21 protein-coding genes are annotated in these 25,885 nt (G+C 52.8%); 18 read left to right on the top strand and 3 right to left on the bottom strand.

All coding sequences use genetic code 11. The features are described 5' to 3' along the window. The first annotated feature begins 25 nt into the window (after positions 1-25). From CX650_RS18345 to CX650_RS18330, 4 genes are all read left to right on the top strand, one after another. The gene (locus CX650_RS18345) at positions 26-619 is read left to right on the top strand and encodes a DUF502 domain-containing protein (RefSeq protein WP_101096662.1); all 594 of its coding nucleotides are present in this window, start codon (positions 26-28) and stop codon (positions 617-619) included. A 351-nt stretch (positions 620-970) separates the two neighbouring features. Then, the gene (locus CX650_RS18340) at positions 971-2,956 is read left to right on the top strand and encodes a BCCT family transporter (protein WP_101096661.1); all 1,986 of its coding nucleotides are present in this window, start codon (positions 971-973) and stop codon (positions 2,954-2,956) included. A gap of 24 nt (positions 2,957-2,980) precedes the next feature. After that, positions 2,981-3,340, top strand: a complete 360-nt coding sequence (locus CX650_RS18335) for a YajD family HNH nuclease (protein ID WP_101096660.1) — start codon at positions 2,981-2,983, stop codon at positions 3,338-3,340. 355 nt (positions 3,341-3,695) lie between these two features. Next, complete coding sequence (locus CX650_RS18330; RefSeq protein ID WP_039033932.1) at positions 3,696-5,222, top strand: peptide MFS transporter; 1,527 nt, start codon at positions 3,696-3,698, stop codon at positions 5,220-5,222. 90 nt (positions 5,223-5,312) lie between these two features. Here CX650_RS18330 and CX650_RS18325 read toward each other — a convergent pair whose 3' ends face one another. Beyond that, complete coding sequence (locus CX650_RS18325; RefSeq protein ID WP_101096692.1) at positions 5,313-5,567, bottom strand: DUF1289 domain-containing protein; 255 nt, start codon at positions 5,565-5,567, stop codon at positions 5,313-5,315. Positions 5,568-5,880: 313 nt separating this feature from the next. Then, positions 5,881-6,060, bottom strand: coding sequence for a hypothetical protein (locus tag CX650_RS20185; RefSeq protein ID WP_101096659.1), 180 nt, complete (start codon positions 6,058-6,060; stop codon positions 5,881-5,883). Between the two features lie 27 nt (positions 6,061-6,087). On the opposite strand from CX650_RS20185, the gene CX650_RS18315 reads away from it, so the two are divergent. From CX650_RS18315 to CX650_RS18265, 12 genes are all read left to right on the top strand, one after another. Beyond that, positions 6,088-7,389: a class I SAM-dependent methyltransferase gene (locus tag CX650_RS18315; protein ID WP_226684639.1), complete on the top strand. Its 1,302-nt coding sequence runs from the start codon at positions 6,088-6,090 to the stop codon at positions 7,387-7,389. 201 nt (positions 7,390-7,590) lie between these two features. Next, on the top strand, positions 7,591-8,640 hold the full coding sequence (locus CX650_RS18310) for a 3-oxoacyl-ACP synthase III (protein WP_101096657.1): 1,050 nt from the start codon (positions 7,591-7,593) through the stop codon (positions 8,638-8,640). An 88-nt stretch (positions 8,641-8,728) separates the two neighbouring features. Then, entirely contained in the window at positions 8,729-9,715 is a 987-nt protein-coding gene (locus tag CX650_RS18305; RefSeq protein WP_101096656.1) for an alpha/beta fold hydrolase, read from the top strand. Position 9,716: 1 nt separating this feature from the next. Beyond that, the gene (locus CX650_RS18300) at positions 9,717-11,573 is read left to right on the top strand and encodes a fatty acid CoA ligase family protein (RefSeq protein ID WP_167388659.1); all 1,857 of its coding nucleotides are present in this window, start codon (positions 9,717-9,719) and stop codon (positions 11,571-11,573) included. A gap of 160 nt (positions 11,574-11,733) precedes the next feature. Next, positions 11,734-12,804: a 2-alkyl-3-oxoalkanoate reductase gene (gene oleD, locus CX650_RS18295; RefSeq protein WP_373297499.1), complete on the top strand. Its 1,071-nt coding sequence runs from the start codon at positions 11,734-11,736 to the stop codon at positions 12,802-12,804. A gap of 145 nt (positions 12,805-12,949) precedes the next feature. Then, positions 12,950-13,126, top strand: coding sequence for a hypothetical protein (locus tag CX650_RS20110; RefSeq protein WP_157823082.1), 177 nt, complete (start codon positions 12,950-12,952; stop codon positions 13,124-13,126). Positions 13,127-13,384: 258 nt separating this feature from the next. After that, on the top strand, positions 13,385-14,275 hold the full coding sequence (locus tag CX650_RS18290) for an ABC transporter ATP-binding protein (RefSeq protein ID WP_101096654.1): 891 nt from the start codon (positions 13,385-13,387) through the stop codon (positions 14,273-14,275). 10 nt (positions 14,276-14,285) lie between these two features. Continuing rightward, positions 14,286-17,843 (top strand): ABC transporter permease/M1 family aminopeptidase, encoded by a 3,558-nt coding sequence (locus CX650_RS18285; protein ID WP_101096653.1) that lies wholly within the window; start codon positions 14,286-14,288, stop codon positions 17,841-17,843. 280 nt (positions 17,844-18,123) lie between these two features. Further along, positions 18,124-18,429: a hypothetical protein gene (locus tag CX650_RS18280; protein WP_025009827.1), complete on the top strand. Its 306-nt coding sequence runs from the start codon at positions 18,124-18,126 to the stop codon at positions 18,427-18,429. 234 nt (positions 18,430-18,663) lie between these two features. After that, complete coding sequence (locus tag CX650_RS18275; protein WP_101096652.1) at positions 18,664-20,385, top strand: phospho-sugar mutase; 1,722 nt, start codon at positions 18,664-18,666, stop codon at positions 20,383-20,385. A 335-nt stretch (positions 20,386-20,720) separates the two neighbouring features. After that, positions 20,721-21,743 carry a protease SohB gene (gene sohB / locus CX650_RS18270; RefSeq protein ID WP_101055904.1) on the top strand — a complete coding sequence of 341 codons (1,023 nt, stop codon included), beginning with the start codon at positions 20,721-20,723 and terminating at the stop codon, positions 21,741-21,743. A 129-nt stretch (positions 21,744-21,872) separates the two neighbouring features. Continuing rightward, positions 21,873-22,883, top strand: a complete 1,011-nt coding sequence (locus tag CX650_RS18265) for an AraC family transcriptional regulator (RefSeq protein ID WP_224867317.1) — start codon at positions 21,873-21,875, stop codon at positions 22,881-22,883. Between the two features lie 93 nt (positions 22,884-22,976). On the opposite strand, the gene CX650_RS18260 is transcribed toward CX650_RS18265, so the two are convergent. Then, a complete protein-coding gene (locus CX650_RS18260) occupies positions 22,977-23,486 on the bottom strand; it encodes a diguanylate cyclase domain-containing protein (RefSeq protein WP_101096650.1) in 510 nt (169 codons plus the stop codon). 79 nt (positions 23,487-23,565) lie between these two features. Here CX650_RS18260 and CX650_RS18255 point away from each other — a divergent pair, with 79 nt between their 5' ends. Beyond that, positions 23,566-25,401, top strand: coding sequence for a DUF885 domain-containing protein (locus tag CX650_RS18255; protein ID WP_101096649.1), 1,836 nt, complete (start codon positions 23,566-23,568; stop codon positions 25,399-25,401). Positions 25,402-25,519: 118 nt separating this feature from the next. Continuing rightward, positions 25,520-25,876, top strand: a complete 357-nt coding sequence (locus CX650_RS18250) for a peptidylprolyl isomerase (protein ID WP_472544889.1) — start codon at positions 25,520-25,522, stop codon at positions 25,874-25,876. Positions 25,877-25,885 lie beyond the last annotated feature (9 nt).

The following is a 25,885-nucleotide window of genomic DNA, read 5'->3' as shown; positions in this document are numbered from 1 at the left end:
AGTTTTAAATATCAAGAGGAATTCAATGAAACAAACCCTGATCCGCGGCTTGCTTAATCTGCTGCCCATGGCGCTTAGTCTCTGGCTGTTCTGGTCCCTGTTTGAATCTCTCGACAGCCTGGGCAAGTTACTCTTTTCTTTGCTGGGCATGGACACTGTATTTACCGGAGCCGGTTTTATATTGGTCACAGCCTTGGTGTTTATTGCCGGGTTACTGTTTTCTGTCAGCCCCATCGTCTGGCTCTGGAGCTGGATTGAACGGCAGTTGATGCGCTTTCCTCTGTTCAAGTCTGTCTATGGCAGTATCCGCGATATCGCTTCTTTGATGAACCGTGATGGCAGTAAGCCCAAGTCGCAGCAGACGGTATTGGTGCGTCAGGCCAACGGCGGTTTTGTGGTTGGCTTTATCATGACAGACAAGCCACCTCAGCCGCTGCTCGATGCCTTGCCCGAAGGGGACTGGGTGCCTGTGCTGTTTCAACTCTCCTATCAGATGGCCGGAGTTACCAGCCTGGTCAAGCGAGAGGATTTGATCATGGTGGATTGGTCATTCGAGGAGGCGATGCGTTTTAATCTGACAGCGGGTATTTCGCAAACACCCAAGGTCGTGAAGGATTAAAGTGATGATTCTTTGAGCGGGAGTTGCTATAGATTCCCCATTTTATTCATTTTTGTGTATAATCAGCGCCGATTGTTGCCAAAAGTAGCAGTTTGTGTCTGAGTCGATTGCCATTCAATATGCCACGGTAATCTTGTCTGTCCCGCCAACACATTGATCCCGGTGGGTCCTATTTCTTCCATTTTTATCAAGCCGAGAGCTTGTCCGCGGAAGGGTGTCACACACTGCACATAAACACCCTATAAGCTTTTGGTGTGGCTTTGGATAAGCGTTGTCCCCGGCCGAGTTCCGCTATAATTTAGGAACTTGCTCGTAAGTGGCGCTATTTATCCGTAAAAAGGAGCGCAAAATTTGATTAAGTCGAGTATTAATCCTCCGGTGTTTTTTTCATCACTGATCTGTATCGCTATTCTGGTGTTTGTCGGCGCGGTTTGGCCGAATGAGGCACAGGAATTGTTCAAGGCAGCTCAATCCTGGCTGGAGCTAAAGGCGGGTTGGCTCTACATCATGGGCGTGGCGATTTTTCTGGTATTTATCATCTTTGTGATGGTGAGTCGCTTCGGTGATATCAAACTTGGGCCGGATCATGCCGAGCCGGATTACAGCTACAAGAGCTGGATTGCCATGCTGTTCTCTGCCGGTATGGGAATAGGCTTGATGTTCTTTGGGGTCGGTGAGCCAGTGATGCATTATCTGGCGCCGCCTGACGCCGATCCCCATACAGTTGAAGCCGCCAAAGAGGCGATGAAGATCACCTTCTTTCACTGGGGCATTCACGCCTGGGCCATCTATGCGGTAGTGGCCTTGAGTCTGGCCTACTTCAGTTATCGGCATAAGTTGCCACTGCTGCCACGAAGCGCACTTTATCCTTTGATTGGCGAACGTATTTATGGCCCCATAGGCCATTGCGTCGACACTTTTGCCGTATTGGGTACCATGTTTGGTGTGGCTACCTCTTTGGGTTTCGGGGTATTGCAGGTTAACTCTGGGCTTAATTATCTGTTGGGTGATATATTCCCTATCAATACCGGGGTGCAGGTAGCACTGATCATAGGTATTACTCTTATCGCCACCGGCTCTGTGTTTTCCGGCTTGGATAAGGGCGTAAAGCGCTTAAGTGAGCTCAACCTCGGGCTGGCTTTTTTGCTGATGATGATAGTGCTGCTGTTTGGGCCTACAGTCGCTCTGCTGCAGTCTTTTGTGCAAAACACCGGTAGTTACCTGAGTGAGCTGGTGAGCAAGACCTTTAACCTCTATGCCTACGAGCAGAAGAATGACTGGCTCGGCGGCTGGACTCTGCTTTACTGGGGCTGGTGGATCTCCTGGTCACCTTTTGTGGGTACCTTTATCGCCCGGGTCTCCCGTGGCCGTACCATTCGTGAGTTTCTGGTAGGGATTTTGTTTGTTCCCAGTGGGTTCACCTTCCTGTGGATGACGGTTTTCGGTAACTCGGCGATTGATGCCATCATGAATCATGGCGCTGAATATCTGGCAACGGCGGTTTCCACCGATGTGTCGGTTGCCCTGTTTACTTTCTTTGAGCATTTGCCGCTGTCTAATCTGCTGTCCATTATCGCCGTGTGTCTGGTGGTGACCTTCTTTGTGACTTCGTCGGACTCAGGCTCTTTGGTGATCGATAATCTGACCTCTGGCGGTGATGCCGGCGCACCTGTATGGCAGCGGATTTTCTGGGCCCTGATGCAGGGGGTAGTGGCTTCTGTACTACTGCTCGCCGGTGGCTTGCAGGCGCTGCAAACGGCGGCGATTGCCAGTGCCATGCCGTTCTTGTTGGTGATGCTGCTTATCTGCTTTGGCCTGTTCAAGGCGTTGCAGGATGACTGGCTCAAAATCAACAGTGTGCAGCTGCATACCACCAGTGTGCAGTACGCCAGAACCAGCGTGTCCTGGGAAGACAGGATAGATGTGTTGGTGTCGCATCCCTCCTACGAGCAGGCGCGGCGTTTTGTCGACAACGTGGCGACACCTGCGTTGTCCAAGGTCTCTCAGGGATTTTTATCCCGCGGTATCAATGCCGATCTCCAGTACGATGAAGACAGGGTGAGGCTGGTCATCGAAAATGAAGAGGTGCAGACCTTTGTCTATGGCTTGCGGATCCGTGCCTTTACGCTGCCTGTGACCCATCAAACTCAGGCAGAAGCTGAGGATGAGTCACAAAATAATTACTTCCGGGTTGAAGTCTTCCTCGAACACGGTGGACAGTATTATGATGTGATGGGTTATACGGAAGAGCAGATCCAGGCAGATGTGGTGACTCAATATGAGAAGCACCTGCATTACCTGCATCTGTCCAGCGCAGAATATGTAGAGGGCCCTTAAGGGCCCGTTCACCGGAAAATAAAGATGGCAGAACAGAGTAAATTGGATCGGGTGCTGGCACAGGCCCGTGAGTATCAGGCGAGTCGTGAAAAGGGCTATCGGGAGCAGGCACTCAAGCTGTATCCCTGGGTCTGTGGCCGCTGTGCCAGGGAGTTCACCCACAAGAACTTGCGTGAGTTGACTGTGCATCACAGAGATCACAATCACGACAATAACCCTTCAGATGGCTCTAACTGGGAGCTGTTGTGCCTCTACTGCCATGACAATGAGCATTCCAGGTTTGAAGAACTGGTGCAGTACGGCGACACCAGTGAAGCCAAACAGGCGCCGGCCACTTTCAATCCGTTTGCCGATCTCAAGGCGAGAATGGCAACCAAAGATTGACCGCCTATCTTGCCCGGCCTGATAAGGCGTAGGCTATTCAATGGAAACCGTCCATCCAAGGGCGGTTTTTTTATATCAAAGGCGCTGATAAAAGCGGTTCTGACCTTGGCTTTGCGGTGATTTTGATACTGATAAATATTCTCATTAACCAGTAAAAGACCTTGTTACAGCTAGGTTTGCTCCGTTTTACTCTTTTGAATAACCCAGCATTGTTGAAAAAGTCGCCAATGGAATTTGAGCTGAGTAGGAGAATTGCGACAAAGTGTGTTTTGCCCCAGAGTTTGCGTTGGATTGTGCGGCCTGCAGTTTTATACTCGTCTGACAATTATTTCAAATCAAGATGGAAGCAAGCAAAATGACATTAGGGTCTCCTAAGGTAAGTAAGACACATTCTTTTATGACTGTGTCACTTATCGAGCTATGGGAACGTTTCGGTTATTACGGTATGCAGGCGCTTATCGTGTACTTCATGGTACAGCGTCTAGGGTTTGAGGACAGTCGCGCCAACCTGGTATGGAGTGCCTGTGCCGCATTGATTTATGTGTCGCCGGCGATTGGTGGTTGGGTCGGGGATAAGATCCTCGGTACCAAGCGCACCATGTTGCTCGGTGCCGGTATTCTGTCTCTGGGTTATGCCCTGATGACAGTGCCAACCGAAAACACCTGGTTCCTGTTTTCGGCTCTGGGGGTAATTGTTGTCGGTAACGGTTTGTTCAAACCCAATGCCGGTAACCTGGTGCGTAAAATCTATGAGGGGGACGACTCCAAGATAGACAGCGCCTTTACCATCTACTACATGGCGGTGAATGTAGGTTCTACTTTCTCCATGTTGTTGACTCCCTGGATTAAAGATTACGTCAACGCTAACTATGGCAACGAGTTCGGTTGGCACGCGGCTTTTGCCGTTTGCTGCGTGGGCTTGCTGGTGGGACTGGGCAACTACGCCATGATGCGTAAAACTCTGGCCAACTATGGCTCAGAGCCGGATACCCGTCCGGTGGAAATGAATAAGCTGTTTGCGGTACTCGGCCTGGCGGCTCTTTCTGTAGTGGCTTCAGCCTTTATCCTTGAATATGAAGATGTGGCCCGCGCCTTTGTTTACACCGCAGGCGCTGCCGTACTCGGTATCTTTATCTACCTGATTAAAAACAGTGAAACCAGTGAGCGGGCCGGTTTGATAGCCGCCTTGGTTCTGACGGTACAAACTGTATTCTTCTTTGTGTTCTACCAGCAGATGTCTACCTCGCTGGCGCTGTTTGCCCTGCGTAACGTCGATTGGAACTTCCAGGCCTTTGGTGTCGATCTGTGGACCTGGTCACCGGCGCAGTTCCAGGCCTTGAACCCTATCTGGATCATGTTGCTCAGCCCTGTGCTGGCCTGGGTTTATGCCTCTGCCGGACGTAACAACAAGGATATTTCCATCGCCGCCAAGTTCGCACTGGGTTTTGCCGTAGTGGCGCTGGGTTTCTTTATCTACAGCTTTGCCGGTATGTTCGCCGTCGATGGCAAGACCTCTTCCTGGGTGATGATCTGGGGTTACGGTGCATACTCACTTGGTGAGCTGCTGGTCAGTGGTTTGGGCTTGGCGATGATTGCCCGTTACGTACCTGAGCGCATGGGTGGCTTTATGATGGGGGCTTATTTTGTCGCCTCGGGCATCTCTCAGTATCTGGGTGGTGTGGTGGCCAACTTCGCCAGTGTGCCGAAGAACATTACAGATCCGCTTGAGACTCTGCCTATCTACACCAGCTTGTTCAACAAGTTGGGGATTGCGGCGCTGGTTTGTACCTTTATCGCGTTGGCGGTATTGCCGCTGATGCGTCGTCTTACAGAAACTCACCATTCCCATAACGGTAATGGCGCTGCCGGCTCAGCGCAGTAATGTCTGAGTGACCCATAAATTCCAAAAAGACCGCAATAGCGGTCTTTTTCTTTATTGAAGGCTTGGTTGCCTTGAACGCTTGAAGTTGTATCACGCTTTTTTTGCTTTGCTCTTGTCGCTGCGTGCAAGCCTGGCCTCTGCCTCGAGGTATTTGGCTCTACTGATAATGCCGCTGTTTTCCATGCCCGAAAAAGCGCGTTTTCGTTCCGGGAGTTTGGCAATAATGGCGCGTTTATCTTCGTCCGGGCAGTGGCTCCAATTGACGATTTCATCTATATGGCGCAGGCAGCCCATACAAAAGTCGTCTTCATTGAGGCCGCAGCGCGCCACACAGGGAGATTGGATCATTCAACATCCTTCTTATCAATATTCTGTTCAGCGGCTGAGTGTAGTGCCGTGAATTGGCGCGATTGATTTCGCTCGACCGATTTCACTCGACCATTTCGTTAGATTGAGTTCGTTCGATTGTTTTGCCAGCTTGAGGGCACCAGTCTATTGTGGCAGATGCCGCGGTAAAAGCTTTGAGCAAATTTATACCTGAAAACAGCGGCGGCAGCTTTCGTTGCCAGGCCGCCAGGAAAAATGATGACTCGGGCTTTAGGCATAGTTTATTGAAATAATTATCCAGTTTTAATCAATTTGTTATGTGAATTTGTCTTTACTGCTGGTATTTCTCTATGACTGTAAAGCTTTCAGCAAGCGGGAGACTCAACCCCAGCTTGCGCAAAGGCTTTGCCCCCAGTTTGCTGCTTTGGAACGCTATTTTCCTCAAAGGCAGCCAGGGGCTATAATGCAGCCCTTTTAAGTTAATCGGGCCAGTAAAATGTGTGACTGCCAACAGAATTCCTCCCGGCAAGCCGAGCCAGTGGCTTACAGGGTTGAAACCCGGCTGACGGCAGTTGATTGCAGCTTGCCCGAGGTGAAATCAGAGCTTCAACAGCTCAGTCAATTGTTGCTCTCAAGCCGCGAGCTTTGGAGTGTCAGAAGTTTCGAGCATCAAAAACTTCCCTGGCAGCAGCGTTTTGCCAAGCTGGCCGCAGCGCTTTGGGCATTGGATGACGATGCGCTCGAGACTGTCGATGCCAGTCAGTCATTGTTGTTGGCAACCCTCTGGCCGGCCTTGGCTGCAGATTTGAGCGAGCAGGAATTGGCCCTGTGGGATAAGAGACACTTTGCCTGGCAGCTCTTTGATTATCCGGCACCTGCAAAGGATAACGACCAACCTAAGCTTTGCGCGGCAACCGAGGCCCGGCTCAGTGCCGGTATCAAGGGCCGAAAATGGCAGCAGATAAGCCGCTTTGCCAATACCATAGCCACCCATAACAACCCCTTTCCTTTATTGGAGTGGTGCGCCGGGAAAGGGCATCTCGGGCGCCTGCTCAGCGCCTTGAGCGGCAAGGCGGTATTGAGCCTGGAGTGGCAAGCATCTTTGTGTGAAGCCGGCGAGCTAGCGGCAAAAAAACGTAACTTGCCGCAGCAATTTGTCTGCGCCGATGCCTTTGCTGCCGAGCCTTGTTATCTTAAGCCCAAACAGCATGCCATTGCGCTGCATGCCTGCGGTGAGCTGCACCTGACGCTGCTGCGCCGCGCAGTTGCAAGTGGTACTGCCGTGGTCTCGGTTTCCCCGTGTTGTTATCATCTCTTGCCCTCCGGCGATATCACTCCCTTGAGTCAAGGCGCCCAAGAGCAGGCGCTGCGACTGGATAAGACGGCGCTGCAACTGCCGCTTAATCACAGTGTTATTGCCAATCAAAAGGCGCGCGCCGACAGGATCAAAGAGGTCAGTTGGCGGCTCGGATTCGATAGTCTGCAGCGTGAAGTGCGCGCTCGGGACACTTATCTACCACTGCCTGCTGTGCGGCAGAGTCAGTTGTCCGGCAGCTTCAAGGAGTTCTGTCTTTGGGCCGCGGCGCAAAAGGGAGTGCTATTGCCTGAGACTGTGGATTTTGCCGCCTATCAGCACCTGGGGGAGCAAAGGCGCAGATTAACCGCCCGTATTGACTTGGCGGCACATCTGTTTCGGCCGGTTATTGAACGGTATCTGCTGCTTGACAGGGTATGTTTCCTGTTGGAGGCCGGTTACCGGGTGCAGCTCGGCGCCTTTTGTGAGCAGGCCACCACGCCGCGCAACGCTTTGATCCATGCCTGGTTGCCTGGCGGCCGATAAATGAAATAACAAGGCCCGCTTGGACAGAGATGTCTCGCAAGCGGGGAATTAGTCGGCGCCAGGTACCGGCTTAATGCGTTTTTTATTGAATACCCCGCCATTTCTTGTTCAAATGGCGCCAGCCTGGGGCATAAGACTTAATTATCACGACCCCAAAAGATAACAAGGGCACAGAGCGCCCGAGAGAGCGATTGGCTTTTCATGAATTATTCCCGTGTGTATATCAATAGTCTGGCTTATGAGTTGGCGCCGGAAATGGTGTCCAGCCGCGAGTTGGAATCCCGGCTTGCGCCGCTTTATCAAAAGTTTCGTATCCCCATTGGACAACTCGCTGCCCTGACGGGTATTGAGGAGCGTCGTTGGTGGCCCAAGGGCTTCAAGGTCTCCCAAGGCGCTGTGTGCGCCGCCCAAAAGGCGCTGGCCGAGACTGGGCTGGATCCCAAAGCGCTTGGCGCCTTGGTTTACACCGGCGTGTGCCGTGACCAGCATGAGCCGGCCACGGCTTGCGCTGTGGCTTCTGCCATAGGTATCGGGCGCGGCTGCGCCGTTTTTGATATCAGCAACGCCTGCCTGGGAGTCCTGTCCGGTATTCTGGATGTGGCCAACCGTATTGAACTGGGGCAGATCCGTGCCGGTATGGTGGTGTCCTGTGAATCATCCCGGGAGATAGTCGAGGCGTCCATAGAGCAGATGCTGGCCGAACCCAGCATGGCAAACTTTGCGGCGTCTCTGGCCACCCTGACCGGCGGCTCAGGTGCCGTGGCCGTTGTCCTCACAGATGGCAGCTTGCCGCTTACCACCTCCCGCAAGCATCAGCTGCTCGGTGCCAGTCAGTTGGCGGCGCCGGAGCATCATCAGATGTGTCAGTGGGGCTTTGTCGAAGTCGGTAACCGCCTCTACCGCGAGGTGATGCGCACAGATGCCGTTGCCCTTTTGAAGGAGGGGGTGGAGCTGGCACGCCAGACCTGGGAGCAGTTTTTGCAGCAGCGCCAGTGGCTTGCCGGACAGGTGGATAAGGTTATCTGTCATCAGGTGGGGGCTGCCAACCGTAAGCAAGTACTGGGCGCCCTGGGCATTGCCGAGCACAAAGAGTTTCCCACCTTTGCCCGCCTTGGCAATATGGGCACTGTCTCTTTGCCTGTGTCGGCGGCGCTGGCCCACGGTGAAGGCTTTTTGCAGGCAGGCGACCGGGTGAGCTTTCTTGGCATAGGCTCGGGGCTCAACTGCATGATGCTGGGGCTGCGCTGGTAAGCCCTTGATACAGGTTTTAGACAATGCCCATTCGACAGGGCCCATTAGAATAGTGCCTAAATAACCAAAATTAACAACAGGATAGCCAATGGCCACCCTAGATACACTCTTCCCGTTCAAGCGTCATTTCATCACGCTCGGCGGCCACAAACTGCATTATGTGCATGAAAAACCCGCCGGAATTAACGGCCGACGCCCCGATGCCGTGGTGATGGTGCACGGTAACCCCAGTTGGTCTTTTTACTACCGTAACCTGGTGCAGGCGTTAAGCGACCAATATGAATGTGTGGTGCCGGATCATATAGGTTGCGGCTTGTCCGACAAACCGGGCGATGATGCCTATGACTACACTCTGGCGCAGCGTATCGACGATCTGGAAGCACTGCTGGACAGTCTGGATATTCGCAGCAATATCACACTGGTGCTGCATGACTGGGGCGGCATGATAGGCATGGGCTATGCCGCCCGCTATCCCGAGCGGATTAAACGCCTGGTGCTGCTCAATACCGCCGCCTTCGGTTTGCCAAAGAGCAAGCCCTTACCGCTGGCGCTAAAAATCTGCCGCGATACCGCGCTTGGCACCCTGCTGGTGCGGGGCTTCAATGCCTTCTCGTCCGCCGCTTCCTATGTGGGGGTCAAACGTGCGCCCATGGCCGCGGATGTGCGCCGTGCCTATGTGGCACCATTCAACTCCTGGCAAAATCGAATCTCGACTTTGAGGTTTGTACAGGATATTCCGCTCAAGCCCGGCGACAGAAACTGGGACTTGGTACAGTCGATTGATGCCAGTTTGCAGCAGTTTACCCAGGTGCCGACCATTATTCTTTGGGGCCTCAAGGACTTTGTCTTTGACCGGCACTTCCTTGAAGGTTGGCAGCAGCGCTTGCCCAAAGCCGAGCTGCACGCCTTTGCCGACTGCGGCCATTATATTCTTGAAGACGCCAGTGATGAGGTGATAGCCCATATTCGCCGCTTTATCGCTGAAACGGCCGTGGCTGAAAGCGCCGACGAACAAACATCTAACCCTGAAGAAAAGGCATCGGCGGAAATCACCCCAGCCGGGAGCGCTGACTGAGATGCTCCCACCCGCCGAAGACTCGCAAATGGCTGCCAATGAACCGGCCCCGGAGGCAAACTCCGCCAAGGGGCACAACCTGTGTCGCCACCTGAAACAGGCGGCCATCAGCCAGAGCGAGGACCTGGCGGTTGCAGTGCAGCGCCGCCGCGCTGGCAAGTTCAGTTACCAGGAGCTTGATTTCAAGACCCTGGACAGCGACAGCGACCGACTCGCCAGCGCCTTGCTCGACTATGGCTTCAAGCCCGGGATGAAAGCCGTGCTTATGGTGACTCCTGGGATAGAGTTTTTTGTGCTTACCTTTGCCCTGTTCAAGGCGGGGATCATCCCTGTGATGGTGGACCCAGGTATGGGGATCGCCAAGCTCAAGCAGTGTCTGGCCGAAGCCGAGCCCGACGCCTTTATCGGGATCCCCAAGGCCCATGTGGCCAGATTGCTGTTCGGTTGGGGCAAACCCAGTATCCGCTTGTTGCTGACGGCAGGTGAAGGCTTTCTTGGCCGTAACCCTCCTTGGGGTGGCAGCAGTGTCAGCCGTTTGTTGGCCAGGGCACCCGAGTCAGTCACATTTCCCATGGCGAAGCTCGGCGCGCAGCAGATGGCGGCCATCTTGTTTACCAGTGGCAGCACCGGCACTCCAAAAGGCGTGGTTTACAGCCACGGTATGTTTGAGGCGCAGATAACCGCGCTGCGACATGACTATGGCATTCGTCCCGGCGAGCGGGATCTGTCTACCTTCCCACTGTTTGCCCTCTTTGGTCCGGCGCTGGGGATGGCATCAATTGTGCCTGAAATGGATGCCAGCAAACCGATAACCGCCAGACCGGAAAACCTGTTTGCCGCCATAGAGCACTATGCCTGCAGCAATATGTTTGTGAATCCCGCCTTGCTCGACCGTTTGGGACAGGGCGGAAACGGGTGCCGGCTGCACAGCTTGAAGCGGGTGATATCCGCCGGCGCACCGGCCGACCCCAAGGCGATAGCGCGTTTCTCCGCCATGTTGGCCGAGGATGTCGAAGTGCTCAACTCCTATGGTGCCACCGAATCCCTGCCTGTCTCCATGATTGGCAGCAAGGCGCTTGGCGCTACCGCCGCCATCACCGACAAGGGGGGCGGCATCTGTGTCGGTAAGCCGGTATCCGGAATAAGGGTCAGTATCATAGGGATCAGTGAAGAGGTCATCGACAGCTGGTCGCCGACTCTCGAGTTGGCGACGGGGGAGATAGGCGAAATCGTCGTTGACGGCGCTGTGGTCAACCAGAGCTACTATCGCCGCGAAGGCGCCAACAAGCAGGCCAAGATTGCCTATGAAGGCAGGCAACTGCACCGGATGGGCGATCTCGGTTATCTTGATGCCGAGGGCCGCTTGTGGATGTGTGGCCGTAAGGCCCACAGAGTGGATGTCATTGAGGACGGTGAGCTGCAAAAGCGCTATCTGTCTATTCCCTGTGAGCGGATTTTCAATACCCATCCTCAGGTTAAACGTTCGGCATTGGTTGGCGTTGAACTGACGCAGAATAAGCCTGGCGGCGGTGGGAAAGTCCAAGAGAGCACTTTCTCTTATACTACTGGCGCTGAGAGCACTTTCCTTGATAGCACTTCTCTTGATAGCACTGTGCCCGAAAAAGTACCGCTTATCTGCATCGAGCTTGAGCAATTCCTGTCGCCAACTGAGCAGCAACAGCTGTTTACCGAGTTGCAGGCACTTGCCGACAAGCAGCCACTGACCCGGGGCATCAGGCATTTTATGTTGCATCCTGGTTTTCCCATGGATGTGCGCCACAATGCCAAGATATTTCGCGAGCAACTTGCCGTTTGGGCGCAAAAACAGTTGGCTGGAAACGGCTGGAAGCCAAAATAGATAACAGAGACAGAAACCCACTATGGCCACATCTGCACCGCAATCTCAATCACCTGAGTCAATAGCCTCGTCATCACAGGACTGTTCACCGGCCTCGTCGCAGGATTTGCCCGCGGCTTTGTCACAAGAGACTGCGGCTTTATTACAAGAGACAGCGGCTTTGTCACAAGAAAACGGGCATGATGAACTTCATCCCGAGCTGTTGGCGCTGGCCCGGGAACTCGCGACCCGAGTCAAGCGGGTGTTGGTGACAGGCGCCGGAGGCTTTTTGGGAGAAGCCATATGTCGGCCGCTGCTGGCCGCCGGTATTCAAGTAGTGGGGGTGGCCAGGGGCCATTATCCGGCGCTCGAGGCCATGGGCGCCACCATGGTGCGCGCCGATATTTGCGACAAGCAAGCATTGAAACAAGCCCTCGATGGCTGTGAGCTTATCTTTCACGTTGCCTCCAAGGCTGGAGTCTGGGGCAGCAGAGCAAGCTATTTTCGCCCCAATGTGTTGGGGACAGAAAACATCATCGCCTGCGCCCGTGAATTGGGGATTGGTTATTTGGTTTATACCAGCACGCCGAGTGTCACCTTCGATGGCAAGGATGAGGCAGGTATCGATGAGTCGGTTCCCTACGCCAGGCGTTATCTCAACCATTACGGCGCCTCCAAGTCGGAAGCGGAAGAGTTGGTGCTGGCCGCTGCCCAAAACGGCTTGAAGACAGTGGCTATTCGGCCGCACCTGATTTGGGGGCCTGGCGATCCTCATCTGGTGCCCCGCGTGCTGGAGCGAGGTCGCAAGGGCCGGCTCAAGTTGGTGGGCCGTGAAGACAAATTGGTGGACACCATCTATATCGACAATGCCGCCTTTGCCCACCTGAGTGCGGCCAGAAGCCTGCTGGCCGAACCTAGCCGCTGCAATGGCAAGGCCTATTTTGTCAGTAACGATCAGCCCCTGACTATGGCGGCCATGCTCGACAGCATTCTTGCCTGTGACAATTTACCCGCGGTGGAAAAGCGGGTGCCGGCCACTTTGGCCTACGCCATTGGCGCCATGCTCGAAGGAATATACCGACTGCTGGCTATCAAGCAGGAGCCACTGATGACCCGCTTTGTCGCCAAACAGCTTTCCTGCAGCCACTACTACGACATCTCAGCCGCCAAGCGGGACCTGGATTACAGGGTCATCGTCAGTATGGAGCAGGGAATGAATAAGCTAAGGCGCTCTCTTGGTCACTCGAGCTAAGGAAGGTGCGAATAAGTCCTCGTGGCCTTCACTTTTGTAGAGAGTGGCTTACACAGCAATTGGCGTTCAAGGCATCTGACTGAAGGCATGCCGGGGCAAGTCGAAGTCGGCTTCCCTAAGCTCAAGAAAATCATAAGCAAATGATATGTTGCAGCTGTTGTCCGGCACAAAGCCGGCGCTTATTTATATCGAATTCAATGCCAAACGTATCAGGCTCACCCTTGCCGACAGTCGCCTTAGCCTGGGACAAGTCAGCCTTGAGCCCCTTCCTGAGGTGGCGCTGCAAAAAAGTGAAATAGTCCAGCCAAGGTACTGCACATAGCATAATCCATCACCGGCGACATTTTTTGGAGCGCGAACCAGGGGTGCCCGCTCAGGATAATCAATGTATCTGCTAATTCTTCTTGATGATGCCTCGAGCCGTTGGCAAACGGCACAAGAGAAAGTGTCCAGTAAAAGGTTATCGGTGTTAGCGAACAAAGTATGTTAAATGTATGATTTTTTGTTACAAGTTTTGCGGGTCGCAAGGTTTAAATCATGCTAGCTTGGTCATCATTTATCTCTCCGGCATGAGGAAACTATGCTCAGTATCGAAGCCCTAAGCAAGACCTATGATAACGGTGTTAAGGCACTGGATAATGTAAATCTACAGGTAGAGAAAGGGATGTTTGGTCTGCTCGGTCCCAACGGTGCAGGCAAATCCTCTTTGATGCGCACCATAGCCGCATTGCAAAGTGCCGATAGCGGCAGCATTAGTTTCGACGGCATAGACATTCTCAAACAGCCGCAAAAATTGCGCCAGACCCTGGGGTATCTGCCGCAGGATTTTAATGTTTACCCCAGGATCAGCGCCTGGGACTTGCTCGATCACCTGGCTATTCTCAAAGGGATCAACAACAAGGGTGAACGGCGTGAGATGGTGGATGGCTTACTGGCACACACCAACCTTTATCAACACAAGAATAAGGCGGTCAGCGGTTTTTCCGGCGGTATGCGTCAACGTTTCGGGATTGCGCAGGCGCTGCTTGGCGACCCCAAACTGTTGATTGTTGACGAACCCACTGCCGGCCTGGATCCTGAGGAGCGCAACCGTTTCCACAACCTGTTGGTGAGCCTGGGGGAAGAGAAGGTGATTATCCTCTCGACCCATATAGTGGAAGATGTCTCGGAGCTTTGCGCCAATATGGCGGTGCTCGCCGCTGGTCAGATCCTGCTGCAGGGTAATCCCATGGATTTGGTGGCCTCTTTGGAGCAAAAAATTTGGACTCGCACCGTTAGCCAGGCCGAGGCCAGCGAGCTTGAACAACAGCTCAATGTGATTGCCAAACGCCTGTTTGCCGGTCGCACTGTGCTGCATGTCTGGGCCGATTCGGCGCCGGAAGGTTTTACTCAGGCAACGCCGGGGTTGGAAGATCTTTATTTCAGCACCCTGCATCGCCACCGCAACAGCAAGCCGGCTCAGGCTGCCTGAGGAACTGCCCATGTTTGTTTCCATGTTACGCTTTGAATGGCGCTACTATCTGCGGCAGCCATCTTTTTATGTTGTTTCTTTGCTGTTGTTTTTAATCAGCTTTCTATCCGTTGTATCCAACAATGTGCAGATAGGTGGTGGTGGAGAGGTGCTGAAGAACAGCCCCTTCAGCATTGCCCAGACCCTGCTGATCATGAGCTTTATCTCCATGTTTGCCGTGGTCAACTTTGTCGGTAGCACAGCGGTGCGCAACCAGCAGCACGGGATGGAGGAACTGATCTATTCCAAACCGCTGACACCGCTGGCCTATCAGTTGGGGCGTTTTTTCGGCAGTTATCTGGTGGTCATGGCGGTGTTTTCTATGGTGCCGCTGGCGATGTGGCTCGGCTCTTTTATGCCTTGGGTCGATGCCAGCCGTTTCGGTGAAAATCGGCTCAGCTATTATCTGCTGCCCTTGCTGCTGTTGGCCGCGCCTAGCCTGTTGCTGATATCGGCGCTGTTTTATGCCATGGCCAGCCGTTTTCGCTCCATGATGGGTTTGTATCTGACCGCCGTAGCACTGCTTATTATCTATAACCTCACCGGCGAACTGGCCAGCCAGCCGCAGTTTCGCACCCTGGCGGCCATGTTGGATCCCTTTGCACTGCGCACCTTTGCCGACCTTACCCGTTACTGGACCATAGCCGAGAAAAACACCCAGTTGGTGGAGCTGACCGGTGTTATGCTCAGCAACCGCGCCATGTGGCTTTCTCTGGCTGTCATCTTGCTGCTTGTAGCCAAGGTTTGGCGCCAACCAACACTTACTCGCAAGAAGGACAAACGCGCCGGCAAGCAGTCTGCAACCCCGACATTGCAGCCTTTGCAGCAACTGAGCCGCGCAAGCTCGCCATCGACTTCGGCGCAGTTCAAGGCTCGAGTCGGCTTTGAAATCCGCCAGGTGCTCTACACAGCACCGTTTGTGATTTTGGGGCTGCTCACCGTCTTTAACCTGGTTGGGCCCATGTTCGGTGATTTTGGTTGGTATGGTACCTCCAACTGGCCGCTGACCCAGGACATGGTCGATAATATTGCCGGGGCCACCGGCTTGTTGATGGTGATAGTACTCATCTACTACAGCGCCGAGATTGTCTGGCGTGAGCGCAACTCCGGAATGGGGGACATAGTCGACAGTCTGCCTGTGCCGAACCTGGTGTTCTGGGCTTCCAAACTGGTGGCTGTGGTGTTGGTGATGGCGCTGCTGTACCTGTTGGCGACCCTGACTACAATTACGTTCCAACTGTTCAAGGGGCAGTACAATCTCGAATTGGCTCAATACGCCATCAGGTTGGGCTTTTACTATCTGTTGCCACTGCTGATGTCGGCGGTTCTGGCGTTTTTCTTTCAGGTGCTCAGCCCGAACAAGTATGCCGGTATGGGGCTGTTTGTCGCCTACTACCTGACGACCTTTGTGATGGCCAGTTGGGGATTTGGTCATTCGCTGTATAACTTCGGCGCTTCCCCTTACCTGGTTTATTCGGATATGAATGGTTACGGCTGGGGACTCTTGAGCCACAGCCTGTATATGCTCTATTGGGGCGGTTTCTCACTGCTGCTGTTTGTGCTCGGTTATGGTCTCTATCACAGGGGGCCGAAACAGCCTCTGAAACACAGGTTTGCGCTGCTGGGCAGTCAGCTGGGGTCCAAGGGACGCTTGCTGGCGGCCTTTGGTGTGCTGCTGTTTGTTGCCAGCGGCAGCTATATCTTCTACCAGACCAAGGTGGTCAATCATTACTATACCAATGATGAGGAAACCGACCTGCGTGCCGACTATGAGAAGAAGTTCAAGCAGTATGCGTCTTTGCCCGTGCTGACCACCACTGCGGTCAAGGCCGACATTGATATCTATCCCGAGTCACGGCGAATCGAGGCCGATATCAAGCTTGATTGGGTCAACAAACAGGACAAGCCGATAAGCAAATTGCTGGTCAGTCTACCGTCCCACACCCGCGCGGAAGATCTCAGTATCACCTTACCGGGGGCGACTCTGGGCGAGTTTGACGATAAGTTCAATATCAGTTGGCTGGTGTTTGACAAGCCGTTGCCGCCGGGGGAGAAAATCAGCGGCCGCATTCATTTGATTCGGGAAACCCAAGGGGTTGAAGAGTCCAACTTCGATCTGTCCATGGTCGAAAACGGCACCTTTATCAATAATATCGAGCTGCTGCCTCAGTTTGGGTATCAGGAAGGCTATGAACTCAGCGATCGCCACGAGCGTGAGAAACGTGGTCTTGAAGACAAACCAAGAGCCAATAAGCTGGAAGACACGCGCTTTTATCGGCAGAACTTCTTTGGCGTAGACGGCGACTTTATCGATTTTGAAGCCACGGTTTCCACCTCAGGCCAGCAGATGGCACTGGTGCCCGGATACCTGCAGCGGCAATGGCGTGAAAATGGTCGCAACTTCTTCCATTACAAGATGGATAGCCCCATGGTTAACTTCTATTCGATCCTCTCCGGACGTTTCGAAGTGGACCGGCAGAAGTACAAGGACATAGTGATCGAGGTGTACTATCATTCGGCCCACTATTGGAACGTGGAGCGAATGATAGAGTCGGTGAAAGACTCTATCGACTATTACACCCAGGCTTTTGGTCCCTATCAACACAAGCAACTGCGTATAGTAGAGTTTCCCGGTTATCGCTCCTTTGCCCAGAGTTTTGCCAACACTGTGCCTTACTCTGAGCGTATCGGCTTTATCGCCGACCTGCGCAACTCGGACAATATTGACCCCGTCTATTATGTGACGGCCCACGAAGTGGCACACCAGTGGTGGGGGCATCAGGTTGGCGCTGCCGATGTACAGGGCAGTGCGGTTATCTCCGAGAGCCTGTCGCAATACTCGGCGCTGATGGTGATGGAGCACAAGTATGGCCCGCAGATGCTGCGCCGCTTCCTCAAGTATGAGCTTGACCGCTACCTGCGAGGTCGCTCATCGGAAAGCAAGGGCGAACAGCCGTTGCTGCGCAGTGAAGGGCAGGGCTATATCCATTACCAGAAGGGCTCGGTGATCATGATGGGGATCCGTGACCGCCTGGGTGAAGAACGGCTCAATGCCAATTTGAAGGCATTCCTTGAGCGTTACAAGTTCCGCGGCGATCCTTTCCCGACCACTCTGGAACTGCTCAGCTATCTGAAACGGAATACGGACGGTGCCGAGGCGCGTTTCATTGAGAACTCCTTCTCTGAGATCAGTCTCTATGACCTGCGTCTGACCGAGGCCAAGGTAACCGAAACGCCGGAAGGCCAGTTTAAAGTCAGTCTGGATATCTATGCCCAGCGCCGGGTCGCTTCAGAGAAGGGCGCCGAGCAGGAAGTACCGCTGGATGAATGGATTGATATAGGCGCCTTCAAGGTCAACCCGGACAAGCTCAAGCAGGATGATCAGGTGTTGTCGCTGCAGAAATATCGGCTCAAGAGCGGAGAGAACCATCTCGAACTGGTGCTGAGCGAAAAGCCTGCCTATGTCGGGGTCGACCCCTTCATCAAGCTGGTGGACCGGGATTCAGGGGATAATATTTTCAAGTTTTAGAAAACCTTATAATAATTTCTGACGTTTTGCTAAATGCCTCGCAATCAAGTTTGCGAGGCATTTTCGCCTCATGTATTCCCCATCAATTCAGCTGTGCAATTCGGTTTGAAGGCTATTCAACTCCTTAGTTTGCTGTGCTCGACTATAGTTTATGAATATAGCCAGCCGATGACTAACTAACTTGGCTCGCCATAGGCACTCTATGCCATCGCCAATTTGGCTGGGTTTCAAACGGCTGACAAAGCTTTGAGTGGCTCAAACTTCTATAAGGAATGGGATTATGTCTATGGTCAGTGCCAAAGAGTTTGCCGACTGGCTTTACAAGCGCTTCGAGCAGGTAGAGCATGGGGTAAGCATGAGCCGTGAGGATATCAACCAGCTAACCGGGCGGCAGAATTTCTCCATGGTGTTTGTCCATGATATCCACTACGAATTGATGCAGCACGGTATGGCGTTTGTGACAGACACTTCTCGTGAGCAGTTCTTTCTGGTGCGCGTCTGTCCCATGCCCTGGCGGCAGCAACTGGAGCAGCAATTTGACAAGGAGATCTTCAACAATGTCATCTCCATTAATATGTCCCGCTGAAATAGTTGCACCTATCTGTTTGTAAGTCACAGGTGTTATGAAAGCCGAGAGCTCAACCTTCCTTAGTCCTTAATTGCCGCTGTAGACACCCCAAACTGACGACAAACAGCTAACTTAAACCGGAAGAGGGGCTCTAAAGCCTGAGCAAAATCATAAAATTAATGCAAATTCACTTGTCGCGGACCTGAGATTTTCTTACTTTGGAATGAAACTGATTATCAAAGAGGCCACCCTATGAATACTCATCTGGAGCTGCAACTGAAACATTGGCTGGAGATAGATCCCGACCCTAAAACCCGGGATGAGCTATTGAGTCTTAAAGCCGAAGGCAATGAAACTGAATTGGCCGCCCGCTTTGCCGGCCGTTTGGCCTTCGGCACCGCCGGTCTCAGGGGCGTGGTCGGCGCCGGTCCAATGCGAATGAACCGTTTGGTTATCCGCCAAACCACAGCGGGCCTGGGGCAGTATCTGCTCGCCCAGGTTAAAGATGCCGCCAGCCGCGGTGTGGTGATAGGTTTCGATGGCCGCCATGATTCACGTACCTTCGCCCATGATGCCGCTAGCGTGTTGACCGCCATGGGGATTAAGGTGCGACTCACCGCCAAAGTGGCCGCCACGCCGCTGGTAGCCTTTGGGGTGAAACACTTTGAAGCTGCCGCCGGCATCGTAGTGACCGCCAGCCATAACCCGCCGCAATACAACGGCTACAAGGTTTATTGGGGGAATGGCGCGCAGATCATTCCGCCACACGACTCAGGTATTGCAGCCTGCATAGATAAGGCTGCCAACGAAGAGCTGCCTTGGCTGGAGCAGAGTGAAGCCACCAAGCAGGGTAAACTCATCTGGCTGCAGGATGATTTCTATCAGGACTATCGCCGCGGTGTGTTCCATGCCGATGTGTTGCAGCACAAAACGGCGCCCGAAAGGGTGAGCCTGGCCTATACCGCCATGCATGGTGTTGGCGCAGAAATGGCCAAGACAGTGCTCAAGGATGCCGGTTTTACCCAGGTTTATTCTGTCGCCGCCCAAGAAAAACCGGACGGTGACTTCCCAACGGTTAAGTTCCCCAACCCGGAAGAGAAGGGCGCCATGGATCTGGTGATTGCCGAGGCCAAGCAGCATCAGGCGCTGCTGGCCTGTGCCAACGATCCGGATGCAGATAGGCTGGCGGTGGCCGTGCGCCGTGATGACGGCGAATATCAAATGCTTACCGGCGATCAGGTGGGAGCCTTGCTGGGCCACTATTTATTGTCCAAGGCGCCGGCCAATCAGCGTCTACTGGGAACCACCATAGTCTCTTCAACCTTGCTCTCCAAAATCGCCAAGGCCAAGGACGGTGAGTTTTATACCACGCTCACAGGTTTCAAATGGCTCACCAATGTTGGTATGCAGCGACAGAGCGACAGCAATAAATTCCTGTTTGCCTATGAAGAGGCGCTGGGCTACACAGTGGGCAGCATGGTGTGGGATAAGGACGGCCTGTCGGCGCTGGTGGCTTTTGCCCAGCTGACTGCCGAGCTGGCGGCACAGGATAAAACCATCTGGGACAGACTGGAACAACTCTATCGCGACTATGGCTTGCACCTCAATACTCAGGTGAGCATAGCGCTTAAGCCGGGAACGCCGGATATCGGTGCCCATCTGCGGGCCAATCCTCCCGAGTCCATTGCGGGCATGGCGGTATTGGTGACCGAGGATCTCAAATCGGCCGAGCGGCGTTACGCCGATGGGCGGCGGGAGATCATCGAATTACCGGCCAGTGATGTGCTGACTTTCCATCTTGAAGGCGGTGCCCGAGTGATAGTAAGGCCTTCGGGAACCGAACCCAAGATCAAGTGCTATTACGAAGTGGTTGAGCCTATGAAGGCAAGCGACAGCCTGGCTGATGCTGAAAGCCGCGCCAGAACAGCATTGGATGCTTTCGTCAGTGGCCATCAGGCATCGTTACCCAAGTAGATACTCGCACCGGCGATATTTTACATAGGAATTGATTCATTTTGAGAGTGAAAGAAAGGCATTAACGAATACAAGCGCCAAATGCGGATTAGTTTGCCACTTCTTTAGATAATCAGGCATGTTCGACTCACAACTTGGCCGAAAAAATAAAACGGCGTTTTAATAGGCAAACGATAGAGACAACGAGGGCTTTAGAGGGACTTTCAAACTCCTTCTGAAGCCCTCAAGTTTATTGATGTTCGCTTAACTGATTTGCATCGGGTTTTTTTATCCGTAAAAGGACTGCTAGAATAGCGCAATTTTGTGTGCTTTCTCGCAGTGAAAGGAACCCCTTAGTGGAATTTTTATACGAGTACGGACTATTTCTTGCCAAGGCGATTACCCTGGTGGTTGCTATCGGCGCCATAGTGGTGATTGTGGTGGCTTCGGCAGTAAAACAAAAGAGTGACAGGGGCGAGTTGAAACTGACTCATCTCAGTGATGAACTCAAATCGCTCAAGCATCATCTCAAGGCTGAACTCTTGGGCAAAAAGGCATTCAAGGCCTATGAGAAACAACTCAAAGCGGAGCAAAAAGCCCATGACAAGGCACTGGATGCCGGGGACGTCAAAGATCCCAAGGTATATGTCGTCGAGTTCAAAGGCGGCATAGAAGCCGCCGAAGTCGCATCGCTGCGGGAAGAGATCAGCGCTATTTTGGCGATTGCCGAGGAAGGTGATGAAGTTGTAGCCAGTGTTGAGAGTGGTGGTGGCATGGTTCATGGGTATGGCCTGGCTGCCAGCCAACTGGACAGGATCCGCAGTGCTGGATTGCCGTTGACCATATGCGTGGATAAAGTGGCTGCCAGTGGCGGTTATATGATGGCCTGCGTTGCCGACCGCATTATTGCTGCACCGTTCGCTATCATAGGCTCCATAGGTGTTGTTGCCCAATTACCTAACTTTAACAAGCTGCTGAAGAAGCATGACATTGATTATGAACAGCATACCGCCGGCGACTTTAAGCGTACCCTGACACTCTTTGGTGAGAATACTGATGAAGGCAGAGCCAAGTTTCAACAGGAACTGGAAGAAACCCATTTGCTGTTCAAGGACTTTGTCGGTCGCTATCGGCCGCAACTGGAACTGGACAAGGTGGCAACAGGTGAGCATTGGTATGGTCAGCAAGCTATAGAGCTGGGACTCATAGATGAAGTGGGCACCAGTGACGATCTCTTGCTGAAGCTGGCCTCGGATCGGACTGTGATCAAGGTAAAATATCAGCTGCGTAAGAAACTGGCTGACAAGTTGGCTCACAGCGCTTCTTTGATGCTTAATGCCTGCTATAACAAGTTGGCTGAGAAAAATCGACCAATCTAACCCTTGATATCTCGCTAACTCGATAATCAGACCCCGGCTTCCCGGGGTTTTTTATGCGGTACGTCTTTAATTCTCTTGCTGGATACGCTAAAACAGTTTTGGGTGATTAACAAAAAGATAACAATGGCAATGCAGATCAAATACCGAGCCAATATGATGGTTGGGGATCAGGCGTACCCGGCTTTTGAACTGGCCAACCTTATTCGTTTTATTCAGTCACAATTGGGAACCGAGGCTACCGAAGAGCTATGCCAGCACATAGGCACGGGTATCAATGAGCTCAAGGAGTGCCAATGGGTAAGGGTTTGGCAACTCAGCGCCACGATAGCGTTTTTAATGCAGCGCAGCCGACGTGAGGATGTTAGCCTGCTGGCCGGTCTCTACACTCGGGTAACTGACTTGGGCTTTCTGTTGCCTTTGCTTGGAGAATGTCGGAGTCTTGGTGAGTGCCTGGAGTTTGTGCTAAATCATCCCAAGTGGGTGGGAAGTTTTGCTGATCTTTTACTGCTGGAGGATGAGCATCAAATCAGCCTGCGCTGGCTCAATACCGGCCGGGCCGAGCCGTTAATCTATCGTGGCGAATTTCTTCACAGCATAGGCGCACTGCTGAGTTTAGCGCGGGAGTTGACCGGCCAAGAGATCGTTTTTAACGCTATCAGTATTACCGGCACCTTGAGGCCGTCTGCAGGCTTGGCAAAACTGGCCAAGCGGGTGGAGTTTCAGAGTGATTTCAATGAATGGCGCCTCGACAAATCTTGGTTGGCGCTTGCAGTGGATCTGACTCAGTTCTCGGCTCGCAGTCAAAACTTTGAGCAGCAGAGTTCGCTGATTGAAAAAATTATTGACGAACTTGATGGCGATTTCCCCTTTGTGCCAACGCTGGAAACCATGGCACTCAGGCTACACATGAGCAGTCGTAGTTTGAGGCGCAAGTTGGCAGCCCTGGGCAGCAGTTATCAACGCCTGGTGGATCAGCAAAGGTGTCAGCGAGCGGTAAGCTGGATCCTCGAAGGCCAATTGTCGGTGAGCGAGATTGCCGAGCGTTTGGGGTATAGCGATAGTTGTCACTTTCGTCAAAGTTTCAAGCATTGGCTCGGGTATCCACCCGGTTATTTCAGCCGTTTGGGGCAGCAAAACTAACCAAGGCCAGGTTCATTTTATCCTGGCCAGTTTAGTCATCAATAATCTGCTGTTGAGACCTTTGCGATTCTGCGATAAACCTTTTGCAATGATTCAGTGGATCTCTCTGACACTGGAAAGTGTGTTGTCTTGCTGTTCCAACTGATGGGTCAGGGTTTCAACATCAATAAACAGGGTTTCGGGTTTCAGTTCTCTGCTGGGTTGGCAAATACAGGCCGCCAGGCGGTAGTCCAGCTGCAGGTGATGAAATTTGTTATATTCTTCGCTGAACTTGTTGATTTTCTCATTAATCCGTTCAATTACCTTCTTGGCTCCCATCTTATCGACGTTGAATAGACCGAGGGCGAACAGATGGTGGTTCATGCGTCCCATTAGGTCGGTATTGCGCAGCAAGGCTTCTTGTATCTGTTTGGCAAAGAATTCCAGCAGGTGAGGTTGGTTAACTGTTTCATGTATGTGAGGGCAAAGATACAATAGCGCCAGACTCTGGTGATCTCGCAGATGGCGATACCATTCGCGGTGGAAGACTTCCATAAAATAGGTCCGGTTATAGACCCCGGTTTCCGGATCCCTGAAACCCGAGTTACTGAAGGAATAAATCATGGGTTGGCTCCGAGCTAATGAATGTTACAAGTATAGTTAACCAATCCATCTACTGAGTTGTGACAGGAGAATGACGACAATGAAAAAAGGGTTTTTGCTGTGCTCTATTATTTTGGCGTTGAGCGGTTGCTCCAAAGAGGAGAGCAGTTTGGTGACTCAGCCTCAGGCGGAGCAACAGCCCGCTGCGGTAATGGTACAAACGGCAGAGCAGGCTTATCTCGCCATGGTGGATCAGTTCTTCAAGGACTACCTCAAGCTTGAGCCCATCTACGCCACCTTTGTTGGGGTCAATGACTATAACGATACTTTCGGTGGCGACCTATCCGAGGCCTACCTCAAACAGCGTCATGAACTCAACAGCCGCTACGCCGCCCAGGCCAAGACCATAGACAAACAAGCCTTGCCCGAACAGTTGCAACTCAGTTACGACATGTTTGTCTATGACAGGGATATGGCGTTGGTGGATGAAACCTTCCCCAGCCGTTTTATGCCAATAAGCCAGTTCTACAGCACAGTGATTACCATGGTGCAGCTTGGCAGCGGTGAGAGTGCCCAGCCTTTCAATACCCCGCAGGATTACGCCAACTGGCAGCAGAGGGTGAAAGGTTTTGTCAATTGGACAGAGCTGGCGAAACAGCGTATGGATGAGGGCATTGCCAGCAAGGTTGTGCTGCCACGGGTATTGGTCGAGCGGCTTATCCCTCAGTTGCAGGCACAGTTGGTGGATAAGCCTCAAGACAGTATCTTCTACGCCCCTGTGACCAAGATGCCTGAGAGTTTCAACGCCGCCGAACGCGCCTTGATTGAGCAGGAATATCAGCAGATGATCAGTCAAGAATTGCTGCCGGCTATCGCTTCTCTCAAGCAATATTTTGAGCAAACCTATCTGCCGGCCTCGCGGGCCACTGACGGTTGGTGGGCGCTGCCTAACGGTAAAGTTTGGTACCAACATCTGGCCAATGCTCATACCACAACCACTATGGCGGTGGACGATATTCACCAAATCGGCCTCAAGGAAGTGGCGCGGATCCTCGATGAAATGGACAAGGTGCGCCAGCAAGTGGGTTTTGAAGGTGATCTCAAGGCCTTCTTTGCTTCACTGTCATCCGAGCCAGAGTACTTCTTCAGTGACAGGCAGGGCTTAATTGACGGCTATATGGTGCTTAAGGATAAAATCAATGCCGTATTGCCCGGTTACTTCAATGTGATGCCCAAGGCCGACTATGTGGTGAAGCCGGTTGAAAGCTTCCGTGAAAAATCGGCCGCGGGAGCTTCCTATGAAGCACCGGCCGTCGATGGCAGTCGTCCAGGGGTGTTTTACATCAACACCTATAACCTGAAAGCTCAGCCCAAGTGGGGCATGACTACCTTGTCATTGCATGAGGCGGCGCCGGGTCACCACTTCCAAATAGCCATCAAGCAAGAGCTGCAGGGCGTGCCTGAGTTCCAACGTTTCAGCGGTTATACCGCCTTTGAAGAGGGCTGGGCCCTCTATGCCGAATATCTTGGAATAGAGATGGGTTTGTTTGAAGATCCGTACCAATATTTCGGCAAGCTCTCGGATGAAATGCTGCGGGCGATGCGTCTGGTGGTGGATACCGGCCTGCATGCCAAGGGCTGGAGCCGCGAACAGGCGATTCAGTATATGAAAGACAACTCTCCACTGGCGGAAAGCGACATCATCGCCGAGGTGGAGCGCTATATGGCAATTCCTGGTCAGGCACTGTCTTATAAAGTTGGTCAGCTGAAGATCCTGGAGCTCAGAGCCCGGGCCGAGAAAGCCCTGGGGGATAATTTCGACCTCAAGGCCTTCCACGATCAAATTCTCACCACAGGTTCCTTACCCATGGCGGTGATGGAAGCCAAGATAGATCTCTGGATAGAAAAACAGCTGAAGCAAAAAGCATCAGCCTGAGACTGAATTAAAGTCGAGTCTTTGATAAGCAAACTCAAAACGCCGTCATCTGACGGCGTTTTTTATCTTTGACTCACGGCCTGCCATTATTGTTGTGTCAGTTAACTTCTGACACAGAATGATATTATACTGGCCGGGTTTGTTCGGTGACCGACCGAAAAAAGGCCACTTGGCCAAGATTACTGAGGAGCAAATTATGGTACAGGCAACAGCAAGACATCTACTGGTAAAAACCGAAGCAGAATGCGCCAGCTTGAAACAACAGATTATCGATGGCGCCGATTTTGCCGAGTTGGCCCGTCAACATTCTGCCTGTCCTTCTGGTGCACAAGGCGGCGAGCTGGGCTCATTTGGCCCGGGAATGATGGTGCGTGAGTTTGATGAAGTGGTGTTCAGCGCGCCGCTCAATGAAGTACAGGGGCCGGTGAAAACGGCTTTTGGTTTTCACCTGCTTGAAGTTACCAGTCGCGGTTAAGCTGTAAGA

This window comes from Shewanella indica (genome assembly GCF_002836975.1).
Classification (GTDB): Bacteria; Pseudomonadota; Gammaproteobacteria; order Enterobacterales; family Shewanellaceae; genus Shewanella; species Shewanella indica.
The sequence above is the reverse complement of the archived record's forward strand: the minus strand, read 5'-3'. Positions and strand labels throughout refer to the sequence as shown.

What these genes read in the sequence shown, in the direction of transcription:
- CX650_RS18345 (WP_101096662.1), top strand. Translation starts at nt 26, where the DNA reads ATGAAACAAACCCTGATCCGCGGCTTGCTTAATCTGCTGCCCATGGCG.
- CX650_RS18335 (WP_101096660.1), top strand. Translation starts at nt 2,981, where the DNA reads ATGGCAGAACAGAGTAAATTGGATCGGGTGCTGGCACAGGCCCGTGAG.
- CX650_RS18330 (WP_039033932.1), top strand. Translation starts at nt 3,696, where the DNA reads ATGACATTAGGGTCTCCTAAGGTAAGTAAGACACATTCTTTTATGACT.
- CX650_RS18310 (WP_101096657.1), top strand. Translation starts at nt 7,591, where the DNA reads ATGAATTATTCCCGTGTGTATATCAATAGTCTGGCTTATGAGTTGGCG.
- CX650_RS18305 (WP_101096656.1), top strand. Translation starts at nt 8,729, where the DNA reads ATGGCCACCCTAGATACACTCTTCCCGTTCAAGCGTCATTTCATCACG.
- CX650_RS18300 (WP_167388659.1), top strand. Translation starts at nt 9,717, where the DNA reads ATGCTCCCACCCGCCGAAGACTCGCAAATGGCTGCCAATGAACCGGCC.
- CX650_RS20110 (WP_157823082.1), top strand. Translation starts at nt 12,950, where the DNA reads ATGTTGCAGCTGTTGTCCGGCACAAAGCCGGCGCTTATTTATATCGAA.
- CX650_RS18290 (WP_101096654.1), top strand. Translation starts at nt 13,385, where the DNA reads ATGCTCAGTATCGAAGCCCTAAGCAAGACCTATGATAACGGTGTTAAG.
- CX650_RS18285 (WP_101096653.1), top strand. Translation starts at nt 14,286, where the DNA reads ATGTTTGTTTCCATGTTACGCTTTGAATGGCGCTACTATCTGCGGCAG.
- CX650_RS18280 (WP_025009827.1), top strand. Translation starts at nt 18,124, where the DNA reads ATGTCTATGGTCAGTGCCAAAGAGTTTGCCGACTGGCTTTACAAGCGC.
- CX650_RS18275 (WP_101096652.1), top strand. Translation starts at nt 18,664, where the DNA reads ATGAATACTCATCTGGAGCTGCAACTGAAACATTGGCTGGAGATAGAT.
- CX650_RS18265 (WP_224867317.1), top strand. Translation starts at nt 21,873, where the DNA reads ATGCAGATCAAATACCGAGCCAATATGATGGTTGGGGATCAGGCGTAC.
- CX650_RS18260 (WP_101096650.1), bottom strand. Translation starts at nt 23,486, where the DNA reads ATGATTTATTCCTTCAGTAACTCGGGTTTCAGGGATCCGGAAACCGGG.
- CX650_RS18255 (WP_101096649.1), top strand. Translation starts at nt 23,566, where the DNA reads ATGAAAAAAGGGTTTTTGCTGTGCTCTATTATTTTGGCGTTGAGCGGT.
- CX650_RS18250 (WP_472544889.1), top strand. Translation starts at nt 25,520, where the DNA reads ATGATATTATACTGGCCGGGTTTGTTCGGTGACCGACCGAAAAAAGGC.